Annotated in this window: 26 protein-coding genes; 9 read left to right on the top strand and 17 right to left on the bottom strand. The window is 54.1% G+C overall.

All coding sequences use genetic code 11. From position 1 onward, the window contains the following. Positions 1-121 precede the first annotated feature (121 nt). From JSS75_01335 to JSS75_01275, 13 genes are all read right to left on the bottom strand, one after another. Positions 122-1189 (bottom strand): ankyrin repeat domain-containing protein, encoded by a 1068-nt coding sequence (locus tag JSS75_01335; GenBank protein ID MBS1902329.1) that lies wholly within the window; start codon positions 1187-1189, stop codon positions 122-124. 43 nt (positions 1190-1232) lie between these two features. Continuing rightward, on the bottom strand, positions 1233-2381 hold the full coding sequence (locus tag JSS75_01330; GenBank protein MBS1902328.1) for a redoxin domain-containing protein: 1149 nt from the start codon (positions 2379-2381) through the stop codon (positions 1233-1235). An 11-nt stretch (positions 2382-2392) separates the two neighbouring features. Next, positions 2393-2980: a DNA-3-methyladenine glycosylase gene (locus JSS75_01325; protein ID MBS1902327.1), complete on the bottom strand. Its 588-nt coding sequence runs from the start codon at positions 2978-2980 to the stop codon at positions 2393-2395. Next, on the bottom strand, positions 2981-5035 hold the full coding sequence (locus tag JSS75_01320) for a thioredoxin domain-containing protein (GenBank protein MBS1902326.1): 2055 nt from the start codon (positions 5033-5035) through the stop codon (positions 2981-2983). It lies immediately after the preceding gene. Positions 5036-5253: 218 nt separating this feature from the next. Then, entirely contained in the window at positions 5254-5949 is a 696-nt protein-coding gene (locus tag JSS75_01315) for a glycerophosphodiester phosphodiesterase (GenBank protein ID MBS1902325.1), read from the bottom strand. A 2-nt stretch (positions 5950-5951) separates the two neighbouring features. Beyond that, positions 5952-6908 (bottom strand): methionyl-tRNA formyltransferase, encoded by a 957-nt coding sequence (locus JSS75_01310; GenBank protein MBS1902324.1) that lies wholly within the window; start codon positions 6906-6908, stop codon positions 5952-5954. Between the two features lie 113 nt (positions 6909-7021). After that, entirely contained in the window at positions 7022-7324 is a 303-nt protein-coding gene (locus JSS75_01305) for a GIY-YIG nuclease family protein (protein ID MBS1902323.1), read from the bottom strand. A 220-nt stretch (positions 7325-7544) separates the two neighbouring features. After that, complete coding sequence (locus JSS75_01300) at positions 7545-8624, bottom strand: bifunctional phosphoglucose/phosphomannose isomerase (protein MBS1902322.1); 1080 nt, start codon at positions 8622-8624, stop codon at positions 7545-7547. A gap of 236 nt (positions 8625-8860) precedes the next feature. Next, complete coding sequence (locus JSS75_01295) at positions 8861-10846, bottom strand: DUF2723 domain-containing protein (protein ID MBS1902321.1); 1986 nt, start codon at positions 10844-10846, stop codon at positions 8861-8863. Beyond that, positions 10843-11172, bottom strand: a complete 330-nt coding sequence (locus JSS75_01290; protein ID MBS1902320.1) for a VOC family protein — start codon at positions 11170-11172, stop codon at positions 10843-10845. The genes JSS75_01295 and JSS75_01290 overlap by 4 nt, the downstream gene beginning before the upstream one ends. 42 nt (positions 11173-11214) lie before the next feature. After that, the gene (locus tag JSS75_01285) at positions 11215-11781 is read right to left on the bottom strand and encodes a hypothetical protein (protein MBS1902319.1); all 567 of its coding nucleotides are present in this window, start codon (positions 11779-11781) and stop codon (positions 11215-11217) included. Positions 11782-11984: 203 nt separating this feature from the next. Then, the gene (locus tag JSS75_01280) at positions 11985-13364 is read right to left on the bottom strand and encodes a tryptophanase (GenBank protein ID MBS1902318.1); all 1380 of its coding nucleotides are present in this window, start codon (positions 13362-13364) and stop codon (positions 11985-11987) included. A 152-nt stretch (positions 13365-13516) separates the two neighbouring features. Continuing rightward, a complete protein-coding gene (locus tag JSS75_01275) occupies positions 13517-14902 on the bottom strand; it encodes a tyrosine phenol-lyase (protein ID MBS1902317.1) in 1386 nt (461 codons plus the stop codon). Between the two features lie 308 nt (positions 14903-15210). On the opposite strand from JSS75_01275, the gene JSS75_01270 reads away from it, so the two are divergent. Both JSS75_01270 and JSS75_01265 read left to right on the top strand, forming a co-directional pair. Further along, positions 15211-15690 carry a hypothetical protein gene (locus JSS75_01270; protein ID MBS1902316.1) on the top strand — a complete coding sequence of 160 codons (480 nt, stop codon included), beginning with the start codon at positions 15211-15213 and terminating at the stop codon, positions 15688-15690. 130 nt (positions 15691-15820) lie between these two features. Then, positions 15821-16306 (top strand): hypothetical protein, encoded by a 486-nt coding sequence (locus tag JSS75_01265; GenBank protein MBS1902315.1) that lies wholly within the window; start codon positions 15821-15823, stop codon positions 16304-16306. 715 nt (positions 16307-17021) lie between these two features. Here the strand turns inward: JSS75_01265 and JSS75_01260 are convergent. Beyond that, positions 17022-17657: a peroxiredoxin gene (locus JSS75_01260; protein ID MBS1902314.1), complete on the bottom strand. Its 636-nt coding sequence runs from the start codon at positions 17655-17657 to the stop codon at positions 17022-17024. A gap of 271 nt (positions 17658-17928) precedes the next feature. On the opposite strand from JSS75_01260, the gene JSS75_01255 reads away from it, so the two are divergent. Both JSS75_01255 and JSS75_01250 read left to right on the top strand, forming a co-directional pair. Next, a complete protein-coding gene (locus tag JSS75_01255; protein ID MBS1902313.1) occupies positions 17929-19797 on the top strand; it encodes an AAA family ATPase in 1869 nt (622 codons plus the stop codon). Positions 19798-20237: 440 nt separating this feature from the next. Next, positions 20238-21758 (top strand): aminoglycoside phosphotransferase family protein, encoded by a 1521-nt coding sequence (locus JSS75_01250; protein MBS1902312.1) that lies wholly within the window; start codon positions 20238-20240, stop codon positions 21756-21758. 62 nt (positions 21759-21820) lie between these two features. Here JSS75_01250 and JSS75_01245 read toward each other — a convergent pair whose 3' ends face one another. Continuing rightward, positions 21821-21961, bottom strand: a complete 141-nt coding sequence (locus JSS75_01245; GenBank protein MBS1902311.1) for a helix-turn-helix transcriptional regulator — start codon at positions 21959-21961, stop codon at positions 21821-21823. Between the two features lie 105 nt (positions 21962-22066). Here JSS75_01245 and JSS75_01240 point away from each other — a divergent pair, with 105 nt between their 5' ends. Then, positions 22067-22312: a helix-turn-helix transcriptional regulator gene (locus JSS75_01240; GenBank protein MBS1902310.1), complete on the top strand. Its 246-nt coding sequence runs from the start codon at positions 22067-22069 to the stop codon at positions 22310-22312. A 267-nt stretch (positions 22313-22579) separates the two neighbouring features. On the opposite strand, the gene JSS75_01235 is transcribed toward JSS75_01240, so the two are convergent. After that, positions 22580-23575 (bottom strand): PD40 domain-containing protein, encoded by a 996-nt coding sequence (locus JSS75_01235; GenBank protein ID MBS1902309.1) that lies wholly within the window; start codon positions 23573-23575, stop codon positions 22580-22582. A 191-nt stretch (positions 23576-23766) separates the two neighbouring features. Between JSS75_01235 and JSS75_01230 the strand changes: the two genes are divergently transcribed. Further along, positions 23767-24213 carry a CopD family protein gene (locus JSS75_01230; protein MBS1902308.1) on the top strand — a complete coding sequence of 149 codons (447 nt, stop codon included), beginning with the start codon at positions 23767-23769 and terminating at the stop codon, positions 24211-24213. Between the two features lie 21 nt (positions 24214-24234). On the opposite strand, the gene arr is transcribed toward JSS75_01230, so the two are convergent. Further along, positions 24235-24645 carry an NAD(+)--rifampin ADP-ribosyltransferase gene (gene arr / locus JSS75_01225; GenBank protein ID MBS1902307.1) on the bottom strand — a complete coding sequence of 137 codons (411 nt, stop codon included), beginning with the start codon at positions 24643-24645 and terminating at the stop codon, positions 24235-24237. Positions 24646-24856: 211 nt separating this feature from the next. On the opposite strand from arr, the gene JSS75_01220 reads away from it, so the two are divergent. Genes JSS75_01220 through JSS75_01210 form a run of 3 tightly spaced genes read left to right on the top strand, consistent with a single transcriptional unit; the run spans position 24857 to position 25626 of the window. Continuing rightward, positions 24857-25216: a type II toxin-antitoxin system RelE/ParE family toxin gene (locus JSS75_01220; protein ID MBS1902306.1), complete on the top strand. Its 360-nt coding sequence runs from the start codon at positions 24857-24859 to the stop codon at positions 25214-25216. Then, positions 25179-25472 carry a helix-turn-helix transcriptional regulator gene (locus tag JSS75_01215; protein ID MBS1902305.1) on the top strand — a complete coding sequence of 98 codons (294 nt, stop codon included), beginning with the start codon at positions 25179-25181 and terminating at the stop codon, positions 25470-25472. The genes JSS75_01220 and JSS75_01215 overlap by 38 nt, the downstream gene beginning before the upstream one ends. Continuing rightward, complete coding sequence (locus tag JSS75_01210; GenBank protein ID MBS1902304.1) at positions 25459-25626, top strand: hypothetical protein; 168 nt, start codon at positions 25459-25461, stop codon at positions 25624-25626. The genes JSS75_01215 and JSS75_01210 overlap by 14 nt, the downstream gene beginning before the upstream one ends. Positions 25627-25810: the final 184 nt, after the last annotated feature.

The following is a 25810-nucleotide window of genomic DNA, read 5'->3' as shown; positions in this document are numbered from 1 at the left end:
GTGAGGCTCCGCCATAGGGATTCTTCGCTTCGCTCAGAATGACGTCGTTTGAAAGCGATGCAAACACAACGGGCGGCTTGGTGGCCGCCCGTCGAGGGAAAACTCCGTTCAATAATGCAAGCTACTTTCTCGACTGCAGCATCTGCATCGATTCGATATCCTGCATTTTCAGCGCAAGCGTGACCGGTTCGTCGGTCTCGGGATCTGCTGTATCCATGCGTGCGCCATGGGCCATCAACCACTTCATCACCTTGCGGTGCTGGTAGCGCACCGCAAGCTGCATCGGCGTCGCGAGCGAGCGGCGCTCGGTCACGTTCATATCCGCATGGTGAGAGAGCATGAGGTCGCCAAAGGCAGGGTTATCGGAAAACCGAGCGAGTGCGCAAAGCGGAGCGACCTCTCGTTGTTTGTGCAGATCATACCCGTGTGCGAGCAGCAGTTTGAAACTTTCGATATCGTCCATCTTCAGCACTTGCACCATCGGTTCGGCAGCGAGAGGATAATTACCGTTGGGTTCGGCTCCATGTTCGAGCAAGAATTTCACGACATCGGGCTTCCCGCGGCCGCATGCCGTCGAGATCGCCGATTCGCTCTGGTTTCCCTGTAGGTTGATCTTGCCACCGGCATCGAGAAGGCGCTTGATGATCTCGGTGTTGCCAACCCACGCTGCCGAAACGAGCGGCAGGTTCACATGCATCGAATAGAAGTTCGGCGAAAAACCCTTGCTCAGCAGATACTCGACCATTTTGACATCCTCCATCCCGATCGCATCGTCGAGCAGATAATCGACGCTGTCGCCCGCATGCAAATTGGCGCCGCCATCGGCCAACGCTTTCATCGTTTCGACCGAACGTGCAACCACCGCCCAATGCGCGGGAGTCATGTTCATCCGGTCGATCGCATTCGGGTCGAGCTGTTTCGTAAGCAGGAACGAGACGATTTTTGCATCGGCGTTCATGCAGGCAATATGTAGCAGCGTGAAGTTGCCAACACTGTCGCGAAACGTCAAAACACCCGGTTCACTCCGAGTCAACGCTTGCACTGCTCGAAGGTCATGGGCCCGGATCGCTTTCTTGACCTGATCGAACTGCGCCTGTGTCGCCGCACCGGCAGGTTCGACAATACTGAGCATGCACAGCACTGCAATAACCACAATTCCAAAACGCATTAGAATGAGTTTGAGAAGCATAGATGATGTTCGTCGATGAAAGATAATTGGTACGAAATGGATGCTACTCTTGCTTACAATCGCTGGTAAATGTGAACGCATACGCGCCGAACGACGGCGAATCGCTCGACAGACGCAAGACCGCGCGGCCGAACTTCGAGTTGTTGACGATATTGTACATCCTCGGTTCGTCGACGGCGATGTACGTCTTGCCTGCGTCTTCAACAATATCGGTGCCGCGATCAGCTGCTGCAATGGGTTTCCCGTCTTGCTCGACCAGCACGCGGAGGTGCCCAGTGCTTTGCGGCTTGATCACCAGATTGACTTCCTTCGCCTCGTAGTTGATCACGAGCGACGATGTCCCGATCCCGGCCGGCGCGGCGAACTCGCGTCTGACAACCCACGAGCCGTCGAGATAGAGCCTGTCCTCTTGCAGCGTCGATGGCGTCACAAATTTCTCGGGCTTGTTCGGAGTCGCTTCCTCGGCGTTCCCGAGATGATTGCGTTCGAAGCCCACATATGTTTCCGGCGTCGGCCTGTAACAGACGGCGCCCGGTTTATCGGTGCTGCGCACCAGCTCAGAAAGCTCGGGCAGCACGGTGTTCGAGTCACGCTCGATGAGTAACTTTTGAATGAACGCCTCAAATTGCTGGTACTCACCTTCGCCGAAATGCGTCGCCCGCAAGATGCCTTTTCCGTCGAAGATGTATTTCGCCGGCCAATACTTGTTGGCAAGCGATGTCCAGATCTCGTACTCATTATCCGCAACAATCGGATAGTCGAGCTTGAACTTCTCGATCGCTGCCTTCAAGTTCTCGGGCGCTTTCTCGAAATCGAACTCCGGCGAGTGCACGCCGATAATCACTAACCCCTTGTCTTTGTACTTTTCGGCCCACGAGCGGATATACGGGAGTGTACGAATACAATTGACGCAGGTGTAATCCCAAATATCGAGCAGCACGATCTTCCCTTTGAGTGCCCCAGGGCTGAGATCGGCCGGGTTCACGTTATAGTATCGATCGGCCGAATATCCGCGCGGCAACGGCGGCATGTGGACATGCTCGCCGCCCTGATCTTCGATCTCGGCTGCAAGCTTGGCCCGCTCCGCTGGTAACTGATGGCTCGACATTTGCGCTGAAGCCGGAGCGGTTTTGCCGCAGCCGGTAAGAAAAACGATTGAAAGTGCGAGAAGATACAAACTGTTATACCGCATACGAGTTCAGACTACGACGGCTTGCCTTTGGATACGAACGGACTTTCCGCGATGAAGAAGCGCCACGGCAATTCGCGCGCTTGCGTAATACCGATACGAGTTGTCACCTGCACGGTTTCGCCTTGGTGCAGCCGCCCTGTCGTTAAGTACAACGAATCGTCGGCGATCAGATCTATCAGATTCTCATTTCGTGCGATCGAAAAGGCCTGACATAGTTTTGCGGGTCCGGAAAGAAGGTCGCGGTCGTGCTTCGCTTTCGGACGCAGCGTGCGCATGTGTTCGACATCATCCAGTGGTTCCAGCGCACGAATGAGCACCGCCGCACCATGTCCGTGCGCGCCGGTAACCACGTTGAAGCAGAAGTGCATGCCGTATGTAAAATACACGTACGACATTCCTGCATGCCCGAAGAGCGGTGCGGTACGCTCGGTGATACCGCGGTACCCGTGGCAGGCCGCTTCCGTCTGATCGTACGCCTCCGTCTCGACGATGCGACCGACCAGATGATGCTTCCCAATGACGCGATGAAGCTTGGCGCCCAGCAACTCGCGGGCAACCAGCTCTGCGGGGCGCTCAAAGAACGATCGGGAAAAACGCATCTACTGTTCGAGTTTCGGCAGCAATGACTCCAACTCCACCGCAGAGTGTACCGGCAATTCACAAACCTGACGGTGGCAATAATAGATGGTGAACGTCCTGTCGTTTCCAGCAAGGTTCTGTGCGAAATCAGCGAGATGTTCGTTCTCGGCTGTTGCGTACATCAAGACGGTGTGCGGCAGGTAGTAGGTGGCCAACATCGAGCGCATGGCACGATAGGCGGTCTTATCGAGCGATCCGCTCACGACGATCTCGGCCGCAGGACGCAACTGCCAGGTTGCAGCGGCGAGTAACGCAGGCATCGTGTAGGGATACTGTGCAAGCCTGCCGCTGAACGCGGCGATGGTCAGGTCAGCCCGATCCCGGTACTCAGCCTTCGCCGTGATCGTGCAGAGTCGGTACAAGTTCTCGACGGCGACCGAATTCCCACTCGGCTCTGCACCGTCGTAATCGTTCTTCGTCCGTAGGATCAGATCCGACTGTTCCCGACTTGAAAAGTATCCGCCAAGCTTTGCATCGAAGAAGATGGCATCCTGCTGTTGTTGTAGAGTGATCGTCCGATCAAGCCACTTCGATTCGAACGAACATTCGTAGAGACGCAGAACGCCTTTGATGAGATACGCATAACTCTCCAGATATCCCTCGAACCTCGCTTCACCCTCACGCCAGCGGTGGAGCAACTGCCCACCAACGTTCTCAACGAGCTCGGACCAAATGAACTCAGCAGCTCGCTCGGCTGCCTGAAGGTACAGTGCATCGTGCAGGACATCGGCAGCGCGTGCGAGCGCACCGATCATCAGGCCGTTCCATGAGGTGAGGATCTTGTCATCGAGATGCGGCGGGATTCTCTTCTTCCGTTCGGCGAGCAACAACCGCGCACTTGCGGCCAGACGTTTGCGGACTTCAGCGGTCTCCAGGCCAAAGTGCTTGGCGACATCAGGCGTTGTCGCCGCACGATAGAGGATGTTCTCCTTATTCTCCCAGTTGCCGATACTCGTGACACCGAAGCGCATGGCGAAGAGATCTGCATCGGACTTACCGACAATGCGTTCGATCTCGTCAAGAGTCCAGACATAGTACTTTCCTTCAACGCCTTCGCTATCGGCATCGAGCGCCGAGTAGAACGCGCCTCCCGGGTGCGTCATGTCCGAGAGCACGAAGTCCGCAATACTGCGAGCGACATCGGCGTAGAACTCGTCCTTCGTGATCTGATAGGCATCGAGATACGAATCAAGGAGCTGCGCCTGATCATAGAGCATCTTCTCGAAATGCGGTGCGAACCAGCGAGCGTCCACCGAATAGCGATGAAATCCTCCGGCAATCTGATCGTTCATTCCGCCCATGGCCATCTTCTTGAGGGTGAAGAGCGCCATGTTACGAGCATCGAGATCGCCGCTCGTTGCGTAGTGCTGAAACAGAAACTCGAACTGCACCGGACGCGGAAACTTCGGTGCGCCACCGAAGCCGCCTTCGCGTTCGTCGAACGAACGCTTGAAGTAATCGAGACACGATTCGACGGCGAGTTCGAGCGATGCAGTGGTCGGTGCCTCGAGTCGCATCTCGTGAATGGCCTTCGTTAGCTCGTCTGCCGAGCCGACGATGTCGTCGCGACGTGTCTGCCAAAGCTCGACAATGCGCTCGAGCAATTGCCCAAAGCTTGGCCGGCCGTGCGACGGGACCGGAGGAAAGTATGTGCCACAGAAGAACGGTTTGAGCTCGGGCGTCAGGAAGCATGTCATCGGCCACCCGCCGCTTCCTGTCATCGCCTGCGTGGCGGACATGTAGATCGCATCAACATCGGGCCGCTCTTCGCGGTCCACCTTGATCGCGATGAAATGTTCGCCGAGATATTTCGCGATCGCCTCGTTCTCGAAGCTTTCGCGCTCCATCACGTGACACCAATGGCACGTGGAATAACCGACAGAAAGGAAGATGGGCTTATTCTCGGTCTTCGCACGCTCGAACGCTTCGTGTCCCCACGGATACCAATCAACTGGATTGTGGGCATGCTGTAAGAGGTACGGCGACTTCTCCGAGATCAGGTGGTTTGAATGCATGGGGTTGTGAACAACGAATCGGTGGATTGTGTGCTTACGGGGTTCATCGCAGTGAGTGGAACCGTGTCATTCCGAACGGAGCGAAGCGATGTGAGGAATCTGGACTGGTTCCGATCTATAACCGTTCGCTATGCTTCGATCGAAACGATGTCCCAGATTCCTCCCTTCGGTCGGAATGACAATACATCGCTTGATCATACATCACGATCAGCGCCCTATCATGCCGCTCTCATCTTTACCAGCTGACGTGGCACATCAGTCACCATTGCTTTCGCGCCGGCGCGCATCGCCGCATCGAACTCAGCCTGAGTGTTGATAGTATAGACGGAAAGATGGATCGAATTGTCGCGGATATCCTCGAGCCGGCGAGGTTCGAGTTCTTCGAGCGAGCAGGCATAGGTTGCCGCGCCTGTCAATCGAATCAGCTCGGAGGGGAGCAGTTCCTCGATCCCTTGTAGGCCGAGATAGCCCGACATTTCTGCGGTCGGATGGATGATCGTCGTGATGGCTCGTTGCGAGAGGGCTTTGATGTAATCGGGGCGAAACGACGAGTACAGTGTGCGTTCGCTCATCCCGATCTTGTCAATGAATTGCAGAAGGCCTGGGATAAACGGCATTTCGTCGATGACGCCATAGCCCTTGAGTTCGATGTTGAGATACATTTTTCCCGCAGCAAGCGTCGCAATATCTTCGAAGCGTTCGTACACGCCGCCTCGCTCGATCTCGTCGTGATGGCAAACGATGTCGCCGGTGCTCGTGAACTGGATATCGACTTCCACCATCTCTGCGCCGCTCGAGAGCGCCGTACCCACCGCCTCCAAACTGTTCTCCGCTGCGCCGAGCGAGGTATCGCCACGGTGGGCGCAGATCATCGGCAGACGATCGAAATCATATTCTCTCAGGGGGATGAGCATACTCAAATTACGACTGGTAGTGGAATTCGCATTCCGCGCAAGAATTCTTCGGCACTCATTCGCCGCTTACCTTCGCGCTGCACTTCGAGCACTTCGAGCGGATCGGTGGCCGTGCCGACGAAGAGATGTTTATGCGATGCATCGGCATGAAGCACGCCGACAGGAAGTGGTTTCATTCCGCGAGCGACAGTGGTGAGAAATATTTTCAGTCGTTCGCCGTCAAGTATTGTCATCACTGCACCCGGAAATGGCGAGAGTCCTCGAATCTGGTTGTGTACCGCTTCGGCGGGACGATCGAACTTGATGATGCAGTGCTCGGGCAAGATCTTCGGCGCTGGCGTAGCGAGCGAATCGTCTTGCGGTCGAGGCGCGAGGGTGCCTGCGACGAGACCGGTAATCGTCTCGAGAGCGAGCTTCGCGCCGAGGTGCATCAACTCGTCGTGTAACTCGCCGAGGGTTTCGTTCTCGGTGATGCCGACGCGCTCTTGCAGCAGGATGCCTCCGGTGTCAATCTTCGAATCGAGCAGGAACGTGGTGATACCCGTTTCCGTCTCGCCGTTAATCAGTGCCCACTGCATCGGGGCGGCACCGCGATACTTCGGCAGCAGCGACGTATGCACGTTGAATGTGCCAAGCCGCGGCATGGTGAATACGTCCTTCGGTAAAATCTTGTAGGCGACGACGCAAAAGATATCCGCATCGAACTCGCGCAGCGCATCGATAAACTCGGGGTCGCGCGTAAGCGTCGGTGCCAGCACGGGCAGGCCAAGTTCGATCGCTTTGTCCTGCAAGACGGATGGCCGTGTCTTGAGGCCTCTTCCCTGCTCCTTCTCCGGTGTCGTGACGACGGCCACAACGTTCACCCCGTTCTTCACGAGATGCTCGAGGATAAACGCCGAGAACTCCGGGGTGCCGAAGAAGACGACGCGGGGATTGGGGATTGGTACGGTTGTTACCATTGTGTCATTCCGAGAGAAGCGTGGGATCTGGGTAGGATGCATCGTTCATGCACAACAAAGGGTACAATACACGATTCACGGTCTTCATTTTCATTGCTCATTAGAGTATATTGTCATTCCGACCGAAGGGAGGAATCTGTAAAGGCAGAACCCTTCGGGTACCACCCATGTGCAAGATCGGCCCACTGCCGGTTCATCCCCTCTATCAACACCACCTTCTTCTCTCTGCGATAGTCCTTAATCTGCGTCTCGCGCGAGATCGCATCCCGAATATCGTTGAATGTCTCGTAATATACCAGTTTGTTTATATGATAACGATGGGTAAAACTCTCCTCCTCGCCGAACTTGTGCTCGTATACCCTGCGAAACAAGTCGGCTGTGACACCTACATACGTTCGCTTGCTTAGGCTTGCCATAATGTACACGAAGTATTCAGTATTTGCAGGCATCGATCGTTCCTCATGAGATACTACCTACCCAGATTCCTCCCTTCGATCGGAATGACAGTGTGGTTGTCATTCCGAATGGCGCACATGAATGTGAGAAATCTGGGATGGCGTTACTCTGTAAACACTCGCATTGCTCTGGGTGTCGCGTAGTCACAGATTCCTCCCTTCGGTCGGAATGACAATCGTATCAACTTGCCAGCTTTGCTTTCAATAACTGGATCACCGGCACGGGGCTTGGGTCTTCGCCAAGCAGGAGCGCGATATAGTAGCTCACCCAATCGCCGAGGGAGATGAGGCTGAACATTCTCGCCAGGCTCGACGAGCCGCTGGCGTTGATATGCTCTACATGCACGCCTTTGCCGACGAGCACTTGGTGTAGTATCTCGAATCGCTTCGCAACGCGTTCGTGCTCGTCTTGCGGAGAGCGCAAGAAGATCGCGACAAATTCGTCCTGACGACCTACCGGATGCGCCCAGCCGTTGATCTCATTATGATTCATCTCGGGCAGGATGTTACCGAATGCGACATGCTTCGCATTCTCTTGAATTTGTCCGCGCCAACGAAGATTCACCGTATCGATGAGTTCGCTGTCGGAATACACAACCGGAATCTTCGGTGCGAGCAATCGACCGAGCGTGAGCGCCGCGTTCGTATCTGTAAGATTCGCCGTGCCGTAGCTCGCTGCAAGCGACGTCAGCAGATCGCTCGTCTCTTTGATATGCCCGGCCTGGGGTGCGCAGAGTCCGATGTGTTCGAGCAGCATCAGTACCGGCACAAACGAGTGTGCGAGCGCTGCACGTGGTTGGAACCCCGTCGGCAACGGAATAAACGTGTTACCGTCTCTTGCGGCCCATTCTTTCACCGTGCCGCCGGTCGAGAGACACACGATCATTGCGCCGCGAGCTTTTGCTGCTTCGTACATCGCCAGCGTTTCCTCCGTCGTCCCGCTGTAGCTCGAAACGATCACGAGCGTGTTCGGGCCGACAAACTCCGGTAACCGGTACGTACGATTGACAACGAACGGGACGGGAAGCGAGCCAAGCAAATATGATCGCACCAGATCGCCACCGATCGCCGAGCCGCCGAGCCCTGCAAGTACAATGCAGCGGATATTCGCCTTCTCGGGCAGCTTTGCCGAAGCGAGTGCCGCAGCCGTGCGAACTGCCGCATCCATAAAATGCTCTCCCATCCCGGCGATTGCCGTCCCCATACCGCCCGCATCCAATGCCTGGATCAGGTCATGCGTGATCGTAATACCTCCGCTCATACGTGGCAAGAAAGTAAAGTAGAGCAACACCGAATCAGAGGGGTGGCGTTCGGGGAAGTGATGTTTCGGAATTGTTGTGAGATAATCCGCGAGACCGCCATGGGTTACAACCCATGGCTACTGTCCTTCGGTCCTTCCGACGTCTCACAACCGTCTGCTTCAGCAGACTGAAAGATATTAGCCCCGCGTTTCAACGCGAGGGCGGCGAGCATGCAGTTACGACCTTCCGTTAAATTCTACTTCAACGCCGCTCTCAACTTCTCAATTTTCTCGAATTGCTCGTTGGTCGTGTAGGCGAAGTCTCGGTCGCGCGGTTGCAAGTCGGTGAGGTCGGCGTTCATATCGGGCTTGAGGCGCAGGGCGAGGTCGGTCCAGGCCCGGGCATCGGCTATCTTTCCGGCGCCGGCATAGACTTGTCCCGTCATCGCGAACGCCATCGCTTGCAGCAGTCGCGTGTTATCGGTGTAGTAGCTGCGTTCGCGGTAGTGTTCGTCACGCCACTGGATCTTCGCCATCGGCACGTCGAAGATCGTATCGCGCGGCCACATCCGCAACGCGATACCGGCGGGGATCATCTTGAACGATGGGGCGAAAAGCCCGTCACGTTGCTGCATGACCTCCGGTGCCGCATAGATCGGTCGGTCGAGATTGCGGGCGACGAGCGCTTCGGTGAACTCCTTATACCGATCCCCGATCGCCACCTGATCGAACGGCTCGTCACGGTCGAATGCGCGAAGTTGCACGAGGAATGCGTCCATCTCGGGCTTTACCCGCCGCATTACTTCCGGCGCGCGCTGCTGCAAGTGGCTATAATACCACGGCCGGTCGCGCAGCATCGCTGCGTCAACGACAAGCACATCGGGCCGTATGTTCTCGACGAGTTGGTAGTAGAATGCGCCGCTCGTCCAAAAATCCCACGCAGTGGTGAAGATGATCGCATTCGGCGGAAGATTGTTGAGCATATTCATCGTGTAATCATCCACCATGTGATTACCGCTTTCGTCAACTTCGTGATAGCTCGTTGCGATCTCTGCGCCGCCGATCCCAAGCGCCAGAATCAGCGCAGCCACTACGATCGCCGACGCCCCTCTCTTCTTCACTAGATCGAGTACGAATGCAACGGCACACGCCATGGCGATCAGGCAGGCAACGTATGCCGCCAGAAAATACTGGGCGATGTCGTGGATATCGTAGCGCATCGAATACGCTAAGCATCCTGCGAACAGCAAGAGTACGAACGACGCCAAATGCAGTCGCTTCGACGCGGTATTGATGATGAGCGCGTAACAGCCGATGACGAGCAATAGCATGCCGAGCAACGAGAACTCGGTTGGGAATTCGTGCCAGAAGTATGCCCAGTTCTTTGGGACGGCTTCGGACCGGTTCATCCAGATCGAATACTGCCCGCCCGTGAACTGTTTCAGGAAGAGTTTTAGGTCTCCTGGGTGCCCCCAGTCCATAAGCGGGTATTGGGCTGCGCGGATCGGCAAGTATACATACGGCAGCAGACCGATCACGAACGGTACGGCAAGCAGCATGAGCCGTTTGAAATTCTGCGCTGAGAAGCCGCCGATCGCGAAGTACATATACAAGCATGCCGGTGCGAGCAGAATCGTCGTGAGGTGATTCGAGAATGAGAGACCGAGCGTGAGTGCAAAGAGCACCGCATTCTTCCCAAATGCCGTACCTTCGATGCGAAGCATTCGGAAGAAGAAGGTCAATACCGTCGGCACGAAGAAGACATGCAACGGATAGACCTCGATCCCGTTCGACTGCGCCCACCATGTCCCGCTGAATGCTGCAGCGATCCCCGTGACAACGCCGACGAGCACCGGCAACGACGACGGCTCCTCCGTATCCACCGGACGACTCCCCTTCTGCTTTGGCGTACTCGCTGTTCTCTTGAGCGAGAACCAATGGCCCGCAAGTTCGTGCACCAGAAATACCATCGAAGCCGCGCCGAGGGCTGTGAAGAACGACGCCATGATGTTGAGGCGCACAATGACGTGCGCTGCGATCGGCAGATGTGCGAAGAGATATCCGATGAACGTAAAGAGCGGATACCCTGTCGGGTGGCAGATGCCGAGCGTCGAGACGGCCGTCGCCAGCTCTCCGCCGTCAATGAACGGCACCCCCGACGCCATCGTCTGCAGGTACACGATGAACGCTACTAGAAAGACGATGACGGACGCGAAGAGCGGACGAGATACTAAGCGATTCAACTGGCGTTGGGTTGATACAGATTAAACACATTCCCAAACGGGTCGCGCATGTAGCATGGTTTCCCTCTGCCTTCCCAGCGGATGGCGGTACATCCGTGCGATTCGAGATCGGCGCGGGTGGCGTCGAGGTCGTCCACGACGAACTCGAAGATGGTACGGTGCTGGTCTGCCTTATCGAAGTAAAGCAGTTTATCATCGGATTTCAACTCGATGCTCTCCCCTTCTCGCGTTGAAAATTCAAGCCCGAGCACCTGTTGGTAGAACTCTGCAGCGGCCTCGTGGTCGGGGGTTTCGATGCAAATACAGCGGCTTAGAGTGTATTTCATGATCTATCAAAATACGGTGAAATTGCAGTCGCATCAAAGAACTCAGAACACAACGTAACGTTGGAGCGATGATGTAAAATTGATACTCCCGTTGGCGTAATAAACCACTTCGTAGATTGTACCGACGAACGGCTCTACGTACACATCTTCAGACGATTCAAGCTGTTCAGACTCGCCTTCAATAGTGAAATACGATCTGAGAGTGAACCAATAGCAGAGTCGTCTCCTCCCATCTGGTCCGGGGATGACGCTGAGTCCTCTGTATGTCTCTGACCGACGGAGACGCAACCCATCCGTTGAGAGAGTGGAATCGAACAGAGAGACCGAATCACCACTTGGTAACGGATACCACAGGATGCGATCGTTGTACGCAGGCCCGTATATACTCGCACCTCTCATTCCCCACAACTCGGATCCGCTTGAATCGTAGTACTTGTAAACCGTATCGGAAGAACCCAGCTTGGCAGCGTAGGCGGGCGTTCCTCCGAACGTCGTTCTTGCCAAGACGATCGTCGTATCTAAGGTCGAATCGAACGGTATCCCGTTGATATAGCGGACGGTCTGAAAGACCCAGACATCGCCGGGCTTCAGCGGTTGTAGGTCCTTCATATTTACTGCTGTCTCAGAATAATTAACCCAGGTACTCGAACATCCTATCGAGAGCAGTACACAACTAACCAATGTAAGGAGAATACATTTGTGTGTCATGAGCGTACGAATGACGTAGTCGACGCAACAGCCAATCGGTAGGTGGCCCTGCGAAGAATATTGATTGGCAAAACGAACGACTTGCAATTACCGCCCCCCGGCACTCACTTCACCGGTGCAAAGTGCGCTGTAAAGTGCCGCAGGAACGGCGGCTCTTGCGTGATGCGGAAGCCTTTCGTTTTGTCTTTCGTCGCCACGATCTCATCGAACACCTCGATGACGTAATCGATGTGGCTCTGAGTGTAAACACGACGCGGGATCGCAAGTCGCACGAGTTCTTTCGACGCTGGGATCAGTTTGCCGTTCTTATTATACTTGCCGAACATCACCGACCCGATCTCGACCGAGCGTATACCACCTTTCGTATATAGCTCGCAGACCAGCGCCTGACCGGGATACTGATCGACCGGAATGTGCGGATAGAGTCCCTTCGCATCGATATAGACCGCGTGACCACCGACCGGCCAAATGATCGGAACCCCTTTTGAACGGATATGCTCGCCGAGGTAGGCCGTCGAACGAATGCGATAATGCAAATAATCGGGATTGAACACCTCGCGAAGCCCGACGGCCATCGCATCCATGTCGCGTCCGGCAAGACCTCCATAGGTTGCAAAGCCTTCGGTGATGATCAGTAGATTGGTGCATGCATCGGCAAGGGCCTTGCTCTTGAGCGCAAGAAATCCTCCGATGTTCACGAGTGCGTCCTTCTTCGCACTCATCACCGCACCTTCGGCCAGCGAGAACATCTCCTGTGCGATCTGGTGATAGGATCGCTTTTCGAATCCTTTCTCGCGGTGCTTGATGAAGTAGGCATTCTCCGCAATGCGACAACAATCGAGCACGAAGAGCAGCTTATGCTTCTTGCAGATACGCGCAACCTCGCGGGCGTTCGCCATGCTCACCGGCTGGCCGCCGCCGGAGTTGTTCGTGACGGTGAGGATCACCGCAGCGATCTTGTCGCGGCCGTATTTCTTCACGAGCGCCTCAAGCGCGGAGGTATCCATATTGCCCTTGAATGGATAATCGCTCTCGATGTCCTTCGCTTCAGGAATGGTAATATCGATTGCAGTTGCGCCGGTGAACTCGATGTTCGCGCGAGTCGTATCGAAGTGCGTATTGCTGATGAAGACCTTTCCCTTGCCGCCGAGATACCCATAGAGAATACGTTCCGCAGCACGCCCCTGATGGGTGGGTAGTACGTATTGCATCCCTGTCAGATCCTGTACTTCCTTTTCGAGCCGCAGCCAGCTTCTCGCGCCCGCGTAGCTTTCATCGCCCGACATCATCGACGACCATTGCGCGCTGCTCATGGCCGACGTGCCGCTATCGGTCAAGAAGTCGATCAGCACATCGTCGCTGTGCAGCAGGAAGGGGTTATAGTGTGCTTCCCTCAGTCGCTCCACGCGTTCGTGCTCGGACGTCACGCGGATCGGCTCGACGGTCTTGATCTTGAACGGCTCGAAAATAGTCTTGTGCTTCATTGCTTCGTACTATTGGTGGTTGTCATTCCGACAGAAGGAGGAATCTCGAATCGCGCGGATATAGAAGCTCTAGGGATGCTCATAGACCCGTGCAACCTCAGATCCCTCCTCGGACGTTTGCCCGTCGTCGGAATGATGTGAGGCTCGATCTCTTACAACTGCTTGAACTTCGCCTGGAAGAATCGCAAGTACTTCGGCTCATAGACCATCTTTAGGCCCTTCACCTTTTTGCGATTATCGTACACCTCGGCAACCGACTCGAAGACGACGTCCATGTGTGCCTGCGTATAAACGCGACGCGGGATCGTGAGCCGCACGAGTTCGAGCTTCGGGGCATGCTCATGGCCCTCGCTGTCACGACCGGCCGAGACGATACCGCGTTCCATCGAGCGGACGCCTGAATCCAGATAGATCTCCGCCGCCAATGCTTGTGCCGGATATTGCGACTGCTTCAGATGCGGCAGGAATTTCTTCGCATCGAGGAAGATGCCGTGTCCGCCGATCGGCTTAACGATCGGGATACCGGCGTCGAGCATCTTCTGTCCGAGGTACTCAACCTGCCCGACGCGAGCGCGGATGTGATCGTCGTCCACGGATTCCGTGATACCGATGGCCATCGCTTCCATATCGCGTCCCGCAAGGCCGCCGTAGGTGTGCAGACCTTCGTAGACGACGACCATGTTGCTCGCCTCTTCGTAGATCTTTTTACTATTGACAGCGAGGAAGCCGCCGATATTCACGAGTGCGTCTTTCTTGGCAGACATCGTAGCGCCATCGGTGAGCGAACAGATCTCTTTGACGATCTCGGTTATGTGTTTGTCCGCATAACCCTTTTCGCGGCGCTTGATGAAGTAGGCGTTCTCCGCGACGCGCGTCATGTCGTGGATAATGAGGATGCCGTGCTTCTTGGTGTATTCTCGAAGCTCTCGTAGGTTCGCCATCGAGATCGGCTGGCCGCCCGCCATATTGACCGATGTTGCGATGGAAACGTATGGGATCTTCTTCGCGCCGACCTTCTTCACAAGAGCGTCGAGCTTCTTCAGATCGACATTGCCTTTGAATGGATGCAGGCTTTCCGGATCGTGGGCCTCGTCGATAATCACATCGGCGAACGTCCCGCCGGCTAATTCCTGGTGCAGGCGAGTCGTCGTGAAGTACATGTTGCCTGGGATATAGTCCCCAGGACGGATGAGTATCTTCGAAATGATATTCTCCGCACCTCGCCCCTGGTGCGTCGGGGTGACATACCGATAGCCGTAATATTTTCTTACGGCCGCCTCAAGGTGATAAAAATTCTCACTTCCCGCGTACGCTTCGTCGCCAATCATCATGCCCGCCCACTGACGGTCGCTCATGGCCGATGTTCCGCTGTCGGTCAGCAGGTCTATATATACATCCTTGCTTCGAAGCAGGAAGGTATTGTAACCCGCTTGCTGTATGGCTTTTTCGCGTTCGGCCCGGCTTGTCATGTGAACAAGCTCGACCATTTTGATCTTATACGGTTCTGCCCAGGAATGATGGCGTTCGATTGATTTCATGTGCGTGCACTGTGCTGGTATAACCCCGCGATGCGGGCTCAGCGACGCAATAAGTCAACAATCGTGCCACCACGAGCGGACGTTAAACATATTGCCGGGATCTACGGTAATGACAGGCAATCCAGATAGTGTCTCTCAAGGGTTACGGCATTAGAAAGGATACCATATTTTCAGAGGCATTATGAATTGTCGAAAAGCCGATGCGGGCACTATGAATGCGAATTCATCCGCCGATCCGTCACGCCCGAATACCTGCGAAACGTTCGAGACACATGACTTTCATTCACACACATTCATCGTACACTACTATGAAACACTTCAGAACATTCGTCATCGCTCTTGCTGCAATCGCGGCATTCTGTACGACAACTTCGGCCTTTGCTTCGGCCGATTACTACCTGCAGTTCAAGAATGCACACGGTACGGTTGTCAAGTCGGTCGCCTGCAAGAATGGCACCTGGACGGTCGATCATACACCCCCTGACACCTACACGGTGATCATCGTCAACGCTGAGGGCAAAGATGTCACCGGCCAGATCCGTGCAGATGTAAAGATTCAGGGCTTCGTCGTCAACTCGCATACCTCGGCAGTGGATCTTGCCGTCTTCGGCTTCGAACCCCAACCGGTCGCTGCCGCGTCAAGCACTAAAGAGTTCGTACTGCCGCACGTTCTTGAATCCAGCGGGAAGATCGGATCGTGGAAGATCACGATCTCGAATTTCGACGACGCCACGTTGCTCAAGACAAGGCACGAGACCGCGAAGAACTCCGTCGGCAACATTCGCTAATCGTATCCCGAGTGTCCCGTACACTACACAATCACGACCCTGCAGCCATCCCCCAGCTGCAGGGTCGTGACGTATTTTATTTCTACATCGGCACGTTCACCGCTATAGCTGTTGTTGCATGCAACATCGAATGACGATCCGCCACGCTACACGTACATTTTTTGCGACTGCCACACTCCTCGCTGTCGCCGCATTCGCTCGTGCCGACGACCGATTTTTTTTCAAGCTCCAACAAATCGGCGGATGGCACCACTGGACTTACCCCGTCTCCGAAGGGCCGATCGAAATCGACCCCGTTCCGGCCGGGGCGTACAAATTAACGATCGTCGATAGCAACGACAACGACATCAGCGCCCGGGCGACGGCCCATATTTGGATCATGGGGTTCGTCGACCACGCGCACAACACGCCGTTCCTCGTCGGTTCGTATGAATTAGGCAGTCGGCGCAAGGCAACAAAGCCGACCGATCTCGGTTTTGAGTCAAAAGATCCACTCATCATCTGGATCCACTCGAAGAATTTCGAGGTCGCACCAACACAAACAACACCCGCACCCCAGCTCGTCGAGCAGCAAAAGGACCCACTCCCAAAGCATCGCCGCCGCCATCGAAAATAGTCCTCGAGCCATATCTAACCCTTTATAATTCATCGATATAAGTTTACACAAAGGCACCTATCCCTCTCCGCCCAAATCCAACCAGCCAACCCGATCCGCATCCCCAATTTTACATCTTACATTTTACATTCTCTCCCCCGCCTTCTCGCCACAGCATGCCGAGAAAAAGGGAGGGGGCAGCGGCAACCGGTCGGACCGTTGGCTATTGTCCGATAGGAGGATTTCCGGCTGCACGCTTGCCCGGAGATGGTTAGGATGTGGTCAAACGTAGGTGCTCATATTGCACCCTTCCAATATAGGGCGAGCGTATGGGACTTACAAGGTGCCCATCAAAAGAAAGTTGAGATTTAATATTACGGGCACCTATATACCCCGGTCAATAAGATTCACGTCATCCTGAGCAACGCGAAGAATCCCTTATCACTGCGTCATTCTGAGCAACGCGAAGAATCCCTTATCACTGCGTCATTCTGAGCAACGCGAAGAACCCCTTATCACAGTATCATTCTGAGCAACGCGAAGAATCCCTTATCACGGCGTCATTCTGAGCAACGCGAAGAACCCCTTATCACAGTATCATTCTGAGCAACGCGAAGAATCTTTTATCACTGCGTCATTCTGAGCAACGCGAAGAATCCCTTCAGGTCTGCACGGAGCTCCCGTACATACCGAAAGGGATTCTTCGCTATACTCAGAACGACCGTATGGTCGTGCCCTACTTGTTCGGCTGCGCCGTTGTGCGCAAATACGGAGTGATCTCTTTGAAACCCTGCGGGAATTGCGCCTTCGCTTGTTCGTTCGTAACGGAGGTCATGATGATGACGTCGTCGCCGTTCTTCCAATCTGCCGGGGTTGCGACCGGGAATTGCGCCGAGAGTTGCAGCGAGTCGATCGTGCGGAGCACTTCGTGGAAGTTGCGCCCGACTGACGACGGATAGGTCATCATTAATTTCACGCGCTTATCCGGACCGATGATAAAGACCGAACGCACTGTCATCGTCGCGTTCGCATTCGGGTGGATCATGTCGTAAAGGTTCGCGACGACGTGCGAATCGTCGGCGATAATCGGGAAGCTCATCGACGTGCCCTGCGACGCGTTAATATCATTCACCCAGCCGCAGTGATCGTCGATCGCATCGACGCTGACCGCGGCGATCTTCACGTTGCGCTTCGCGAATTCCGGCATCAGCTTCGCGGCCATCCCGAGCTCCGTCGTGCAGACCGGAGTGAAGTCCGCCGGATGCGAGAACAGCATCCCCCACGAATCGCCGAGCCACTGGTGAAAATGCATCTCCCCCTCAGTAGTGTTCGCCGTAAAATTCGGCGCAATATCTCCTAATCGAATTGCCATGGTGGGTGGTAAATAAATGGTAAACTAAGCCCAATTTCGGGATGGGAAAACGGGGTGGGAGGGGGATGAGTTCGGGGGAGGCAGGGGGCAGCTTCGATCCCTGAATAGTGCTAAGACTCAGAGTTGTCTGAGAGACACGATTGTATTAGCCTCCCAAATTGGCATCGTTTCGACGATGGCACTAATCATAGGCTGTTTGGATTTGAATTCAATCGGCGGCTCTCAACATTAACCTCGGGTGATGCTACCGTACAACATACTCGACTCTAATATGCGATACACTCTTAGCTCAATTTCGACGACAGGTGGATTTCTGGAGAACTGCAAGATACAGTTCAGCCCTAAACTCACATGTATCATAGGCGCGAGAGGGACGTGCAAGTCCACAGTGATCGAAAGTATCCGATTTGCCTTGCGTCACGGATCTGATGAGAAGCTAAGGACGATTGAATCGGGGATTATCCAGAACACACTTGGTTTTGGCACCGTTAATTGCGAGTTGCTGCGACAGGACGACACGGACGAATCTAGGTTTGTGATTGAGCGAGAGGTTGGTTCAGAGGCAACCATCTTCGAGGACGACATTAGAGAGCTCGAAACAAACGATTTTTCAAATTGCGTTGAAATATACTCCCAGGGTCAAATCCAAGAATTGGCAGACCAGGCTGATGAAGGATTGAGGCTCGCTTTGATTGACAGACCAAAGGCTGCTCACATCCTCATGCTCCAGTTAAGAAGGAACAACCTCGCAGGGCAATTAAGGAAGGTGGGAAATGACCTTCGATCTGTGAATTCTGAGATCGCGATTCAAAAGGAACAGCTTCAGCCTTCGGCTAACGTTCAGCGTCAGCTTGAGGAACTCAACCAAAATTCACCCTCGATCTCCAACGAGCTTGAGGTTGAGAATATTTCATTTGAGCGGAGAAATCGAGTGTTGGCAGAACTGAACGAATTGGCGATGCTTCAGTCTGAAACACTTGAAGATGTGAGAGTCTTGCGAGACAGACTTGAACATGCCCTGCGGCTATACTCTGGTTTTCAGAGCGACGCGGACTTTTCTTCAGACTTAACAACTAAGCAGCCGTTTGATGATTTTGTTGACGGTATTCCGGCAGTGATCTCAACCCTAGGCATACTCAAGAAGGATAACCTCAAAACAATCGTACCTCGAGTTTCTGAACGTTTTACATCTTTGAACGCGAATTACTTTAGATTGAGACAGGAGCAACAACGTGCAAACGAGTTTCTTAAGCGGAAGGAGATGTTGAACAAGCAACAAGTATTGCTAGCATCTGTGCAGAAGAAACTTGACGAAGCGGAAAAGAGACGCGACACGCTCAATCTCGAGCGCCAGAAATTGCGGGCGGAAATTGAATCGCTCGATGGAAAGATATTTGATACAAGGTTCGAAGAGGTGGAGAAGATAAACGAAGAACACGCTCAGCGTATACAATTGACACTCCGCTACGGGACAGGGTCACCAAAATATGTAACTGCCCTAACTGACATGCTGAGCGGCTCCAGGATAAAATTTCGCGACGAAGTTGCAAGACAAATTGCGTCCACTCTCACACCATTCCAATTAGTCGACTATGTAGAGCAGGCAGACAGCATTGGAATGGCAGAATTGCTTGGTCGAGATATTGGGCAGATGCAAAGGGTAATCGCACATTTGTCGGACCACGAATCACTCTTCGAGCTGGAAGTCACCCCACCTCTGTGCCAGCTTGAGATAGTGATGTTCGATGATGGAGTGGCGAAGCCAATCGAAACACTGTCCAAGGGGCAGAAGGCAACTGCAATTCTCCCTCTCATACTGAGACCACTACCCTACCCGCTGATATTTGACCAGCCAGAGGACGATCTCGACAATCGTCACATCACGGAACGTCTGATTGACGCAATCACGCAGCTAAAAGAGAGTCGCCAGATCATTTTTGTCACTCACAATGCAAATATCCCTGTATTAGGGGAGGCCGAGAGTATCGTAGTGATGAGTATGGACACTCCCCACCGTGCAAACCCACCGAAAGTCGGATCAGTTGACGAGAGAAAATTTGACATTCTGGATCTTCTCGAAGGCGGCATAGATGCATTCCAAAAACGCGAGGCTAAATACAAACAGTTGTTGGAAGCATAATGAGTACGCAGGAAGTTGATTCAAGAATCACACTAGTCTGTTCCCCAGAAGATCAGACTTTCCTTAGTGGGATATCCAAACTAACCACTACTCCAGCTAGTCATGGTCTGGACCGGGTACAACTTGCTCATGATATTGGAGTGGCACTTGCCGATTCGCCTGGAGTTGGCCAATTTAAGCAGGCAACGCGCTTTAGAGCTGTCCTCAACAAACTGGCACTTGATGATAGTGAACTCACGCTCTTGTCTACTAGGACGCCATCGCTGAGGTCTCACCTTCGAAACGAAATATTAGGGGCAGCGTCTGAGGAAATCCGAGGGTCGCTATTCAAGAAGCAGGTAGGAGTGAAGGCACCCGCTCCCAGTGCTCGAGCCAAGGCAAATAAGGATCAAGACTTGCAGCATCCCTCGGCAGAGAGGATGTCCGTCCTAGTTCTCACTATGCTACACAACGCAAACAGATATCGCCATATTCTCGATCCTAGTTTCGTACCTATCTGCCTTGAGACCGCCGAAACTGCATTGCTACAGCTTTCTACCAACAATGACATTGTAGCTGTGTTGATCGACAGCTCAGTACTGAAAGGGCTAAACAAGGCCGAACAGACAAAGCTGATTGGAGACCTAGCTGTCTATTCCACCTTCGCTTGGCTCCGCATTGACGTCTCTGCGTCCCACCTTTCAAATCATGAAATCGAGGCAATTGTGCGCTCGGCGCAGTCACGGAAGGACCACGTACCGTCAACAATTCTGTCGCTACAAAACAGCCCTCAGATCAAAGAGTCCGAGCTTGAGAGCATTTTTAATGCTCAACATATTCTTAATCGCCACAAACGTGTAAATTTTACTCTTGGTGACCTCACGCAGGGCCAATCGCACCTTCTGGTAGCAGCCGCTTACGAGATGGAGTCCCGTCTGAGAAACTACGAGGAGTTTACGGTGAAGAGCGTTGAAGCAAGATTTCTCCGCGGTGGTCGTACCGATGCAAAACTTGCACTCGTAAAAACGAATGATGACGGGAAATACTACGTGGCTAAGATAGATCGAAAGGAGTCCCTTCTTCGAGAAACGCAACGTTTCCGCACATTTATCCAACGATGGGACGAAACAATTACGCCCGAGTTATTCATCCATGGTGACTCTGCTGTACTCTACTTTAAGCTCGTCAACCGTGCCGACCGAACCTCCCAACCGGCCCCAATGCTATGGGATGTATTAGAACTATGTTGGAACAAAGAGATCTTTCCTGCAATGGGAACGGATGAATTGAGTCCTGCTTATACTGCGAATTTGGAAAGCGGTTTGAGAAATCTATGTGCACACCTTGCCGAGCTAAATAAGGGGACGTCAACGAACCACGACTTCACGATTTACGAGAATCCCAGTGTCTCGCAGATCAACGATCTGGAGGAAAAGGGATACAACTGGAGGCTAGGTCCCGACTTCGGTGCTGCACGGACCAAGGCAACCGCAATTCTCGCCGCCTACAGGGAGAGGGGCATTATTCACGGGGATGTCCATCTTCGCAACATATTAGTAAGTGCCGAAGAGTCAATGCATCTAATTGATTTTGCTTCCAGTGGACGAGGCCACCCTGCCGTGGACTTGGTTCGTCTGCAGTGTGCCTTGATGTTCTCGCAACTAAGGCAATACTGTGAGGAGGCAGACATTGATCAGTTTGTCTTCGACCTATCGATAACCCGACACGATATGTCGGCACTAATAGAAAAATATCCTGCGGTCTTCGGGCCTTCCCCTCACGCCCGTATTTGTCTGGGTGGCATGGTTGCCGCCCGCAATAATGCTGTCGGAGTCATGGAATCACATGGTGGAGGCGCGATTGATTACCTAGCTGCACTTTTCCTTGTTGCAACCCAGTCATTGATTATGCCCGAGTTACAACAGACGTTTGTCAGGTCTGTAATTCGGGTGCTAATACCAACAATTATGTCCTCCGGTTGACTGTCGTCATATCTCGAATGCGCAAGCTCGCTCCATACTAATAAGATACATCCATGCGTCGCTCACATCCAGTTCCTGACTTTAGGCAACAGGACCACCCAAGGCGCGACACCAAGAGCCTCAGAGATCACCACAATCGTATCCACCGAGATATTCCTCTCCCCTCGCTCCAAAAAAACTACGTAGGCTCTATGTAGCTTCATTTTCTCGGCGTGCTTTTTTGCGTCAACAGAGATGAGCAGGATTGTTGATACTACCTAATAGTAGCACCGCATAAAACTCGCTTCCCCTTTCCGTATTATTCCCGTATGGAAAGACACCTATCCCAGGACGCACTATCGCTTCGCCGCGCGATTGGGTCGAATATTCGGGCGATTCGGGAGTCGAAGGCGTGGTCGCAGGAGAAGCTTGCGGTGCGGTCGCGGCTGAGCCTGAACTTCGTCGGCAACCTCGAGCGCGGCCGCGTGAATGTCAGCGCCGATACGCTCTCGCGCATCGCCACGGCGCTCGGGGTGCAGGTGCAGGCGCTCGTGTCCGTCGCCGAGCCTGTATGAATACGACGTGAGCAGCGGCCCGGTGTCGGATGGTGTTACACCGATGTCATTCTGCGCACATACGCTTCGCTCCGTGCGAGCTCCGCAACAAATTGCTGTGGCTCAGACTCACTCCGTTTCATCAAGGGATTCTTCGGTCGCCGCGGCGACCTCAGAATGACGGCGGGTAGGACGGTGTCACTACTCGACGCGCGGAATCTGACTTGCCGGACGAAGGCCGTCTTCCCTGCTTCATTCACCACCGACACCCAGCGAAGCGCCCTTCGCCTATTTCCAGGAGATCGACGTATAGGCCGAGCGGCGACCCTCGGACGATTGCGAGCTATACTGCGCATCGCGAATCCAATATGGCGACTCGTTCGTCATATCGATCGGGGAATAAATATCCGTCGGCACGACTGCGATGGCGGTATAATACGATACTTCGAATGTGCCGAAACTCATGCATGCCAGAAACTTCCCATCGGGCGACCAGCACGGATGCGACTCTTCCTTCGATCCGGTCGTCACTTGTCGCAGCCCGCTTCCGTCGGCGTTGATCATCCAGATGTGTCCGTTCATTGCAAAGGCGATTCGCTTTCCATCGGGGCTACAGGCCGGATGCTTCGGCTTGACAAGACCGCTGCCGACGGCGGTAAACTGAGAGAAGTCGGACGAGAGCCGGTAGAGACCGTCCTGATAAAACGTGCGCTCGCCGTCGAGTTCGTCGACCGTTGCCGAGAAGACGATCGAACCGTCGGGCATCCATGAACCGTCGAAGACGCTGTCGAGCCCGCCGATGAGCGTGCCGTCGCTTTGCATCAAGATCGAACCGCTTGCGGTGTAGAGGTCCGGCCCTCCGACGTTGTCATACCAATAATTGAAGCAGATCGTCTTGCCGTCTCGCGACATCTTCGGTGACTTCGAGACGCTCAGGCTAAACGCTTTTGAATCGAGCAGGATGTTCTCTGCCGTACCGTTTCTCGCTCGGGTAGCGATCTTCCAATTCACACGCGGCGACACGTCGCTCGGTTCTTCGTAGAGTATAAGCCCGCTCGGCGACCAGCTTGGGCCGCGTCCGCTCGAGAAGGCCACCGTCTCGCGCCGATTTGCGAAGTCATAGATGCCGATCTCGCCATCTGCCGACGGAATATCGTAAATGAGCGTGCCGCTCCAGCCCTGGCCACCGTCATTATTTGGAGATGTCGAGCTTTTGCATGATACGAACGCGAACGAAAACACACACAACAACGCGGCAATCGCACGGGGAAAGAATGGTCTCATAGTGATTAATAGAAATGATTGTATCCCAATACAATTTCACAAAGATACGTAGGAATTGATGTTGCAAACAGCGGAAGCAATCACGGCGTCGGACGGACGTTCGTACTCGGGGCATGACATAGATCATACACGGAAACCACACGGTTGAGTAACTTCGTAGCGTCGGCGCACGCTCACAAACTGCAAACGCTATGCTTTTCAAATTACTACTCGTCCTGCATCTCGTCGGCGCATCGGTGTGGGTCGGCGGACATCTGGTGCTTGCCCTCATGGTCCTGCCGAAGGCGCTCAAGAAACGCGACCATACGATCGTCGCGAACTTCGAGGCGATCTTCGAGCACATTGGCGTCCCTGCCCTGCTGCTGCAGATCGCGACCGGTATCTGGATGGCCTATAACTATACCGAAAATCTCTTCGACGTCTTCGACTTCGCCCCGGGACCGCATGCGATGATCGCGCTGAAGCTCATCCTGCTGCTCGTCACGGTGGTGATCGCCGTGCATGCGCGCATTCGCCTCATCACCCGCCTCGAAGAACGCAACCTGAACTTCCTCGCCGCGCACATCATCACGATCACCCTGCTGGGCGTCTCGATGCTCGTCTTCGGCGCCGGCGTTCGGCTTGGTGGGTGGTGGTAACCAGATGGGATGGTCCGCGGTCTAGTTGATAATATCCCCTTTGATATTCGCGATGCGTGCGCGCCAGTCGGCGATCTCTTCTTCTGTAAGTCTATTCCATTCGGTTAGCTCGCCCACGACGCGCAACGGCTCCGAGCTTCGATAGGAGCGGGTGGGGTTGCCGGGGAATTTCTTGTCAGTCACGTTCGGATCGTTCTCGAAGTCGCCGGTCGGCTCGACGATATACACACGCTGCGGCGCGTCTCCCGGCGCCAACGCCGCAGCAAGCCCCGCACCGTTCGGCAATGCGGTGAAGTAGATGTGATTCATAACGACCTCAGGTTTGTAGTTCGACCGATACCCCGCGGTCAAGAGATCGCCAACTTTCAGATCGGCTTTCGTCCCGTGATAAAACGGCCCATTATCCAACACGTTGTTGTTATCGTTCTTCATCTGGTTACTCTCGGCTTGTGGCAAGGATCTGGCAATGCAATGGCTAACTCAATCGCCCGCACAACGGCGGGAGAGGGGTGTTGGGTTTCACAGGGTATTCGTTCGCAATATCCCGGTACTGCTACAACGTGGCTGCAGACCTTTGTCTCTGAACTGTTTCGGTCCCGTCGTTGTCTAATTAGACAACGTTAGCGCTTAGTACCGATTCATCATGATCAGGAATATTGTCTTCTACAAACGCTACTTCTTGGACTTCTTTGAGGAGCAGTCCGAAACAGTGCGTCGGAAGATCGACCATGTACTAAGGCTGGTCGAGTCTCTTGAACTTGTGCCGGAGAAGTTCTTGAAGCACGTTGAAGGGACAGACGGATTGTATGAGATACGCGTCGAGTTGAGCGGCAATATCTATCGGATGTTCTGCTTCTTCGATGCAGGGAAGTTAGTGATCGTGGCAAACGGTTTTCAGAAGAAGACTCGGAAAACGCCGAGTTCAGAGATTCAGCGCGCGCTGCGAATCAGAAAGGAATATTGCGATGAAAAAGCTGACCACACTCGGAGAACATCTCGATAAGCGCTATGGCAAGCGCGGCACCAAGCGGCGCGATGACTTCGAACGCGGCTTTGAGGCATTCAAGCTTGGAGTGATGATTCGCCAAGCTCGGGAGGAGCTTCACCTCTCGCAAAGCGAACTCGCTGCCAAAGCAAATACGAACAAGTCCTATATCTCGCGCATTGAGAACGATGCCAGCGACATCCGCCTCTCGACCCTGATCAAAATCGTCGAGCAGGGGTTGGGAGGGAAACTGCACGTGAGTGTTGAACTCTGATACGCTCGACTATTTCAAGCTGACGATGCACGTCAGCGTCGGTACGCTACGCAACTGGGAGCAAGGCCGCCGCTCCCCCAGCGGCCCGGCGTTGGCGTTATTGACGCTCGTCGCTGCCATGCCGAAGCAAGCACAGAAAGTGTTGGCGAAATAGAGATGGGAGAGGGAGTATCAAACAATGACATTTACATCTTCTTCTTGTCGTCTTGCCATATTGGTGGTAATTGTTAGATAAAGTGGATGGGCAAGACAACAGCGAGGGACAGCAGGAGTGTAAAGGGGGGTAGGTTGCAGGGGCAAGTCGCGCAAATTGGCACTTGCGCGCTTCCAACTATCGT

The sequence above is a fragment of the Bacteroidota bacterium genome, from assembly GCA_018266755.1.
GTDB lineage: Bacteria > Bacteroidota > Ignavibacteria > Palsa-1295 > Palsa-1295 > JAFDZW01.
The sequence above is the reverse complement of the archived record's forward strand: the minus strand, read 5'-3'. Positions and strand labels throughout refer to the sequence as shown.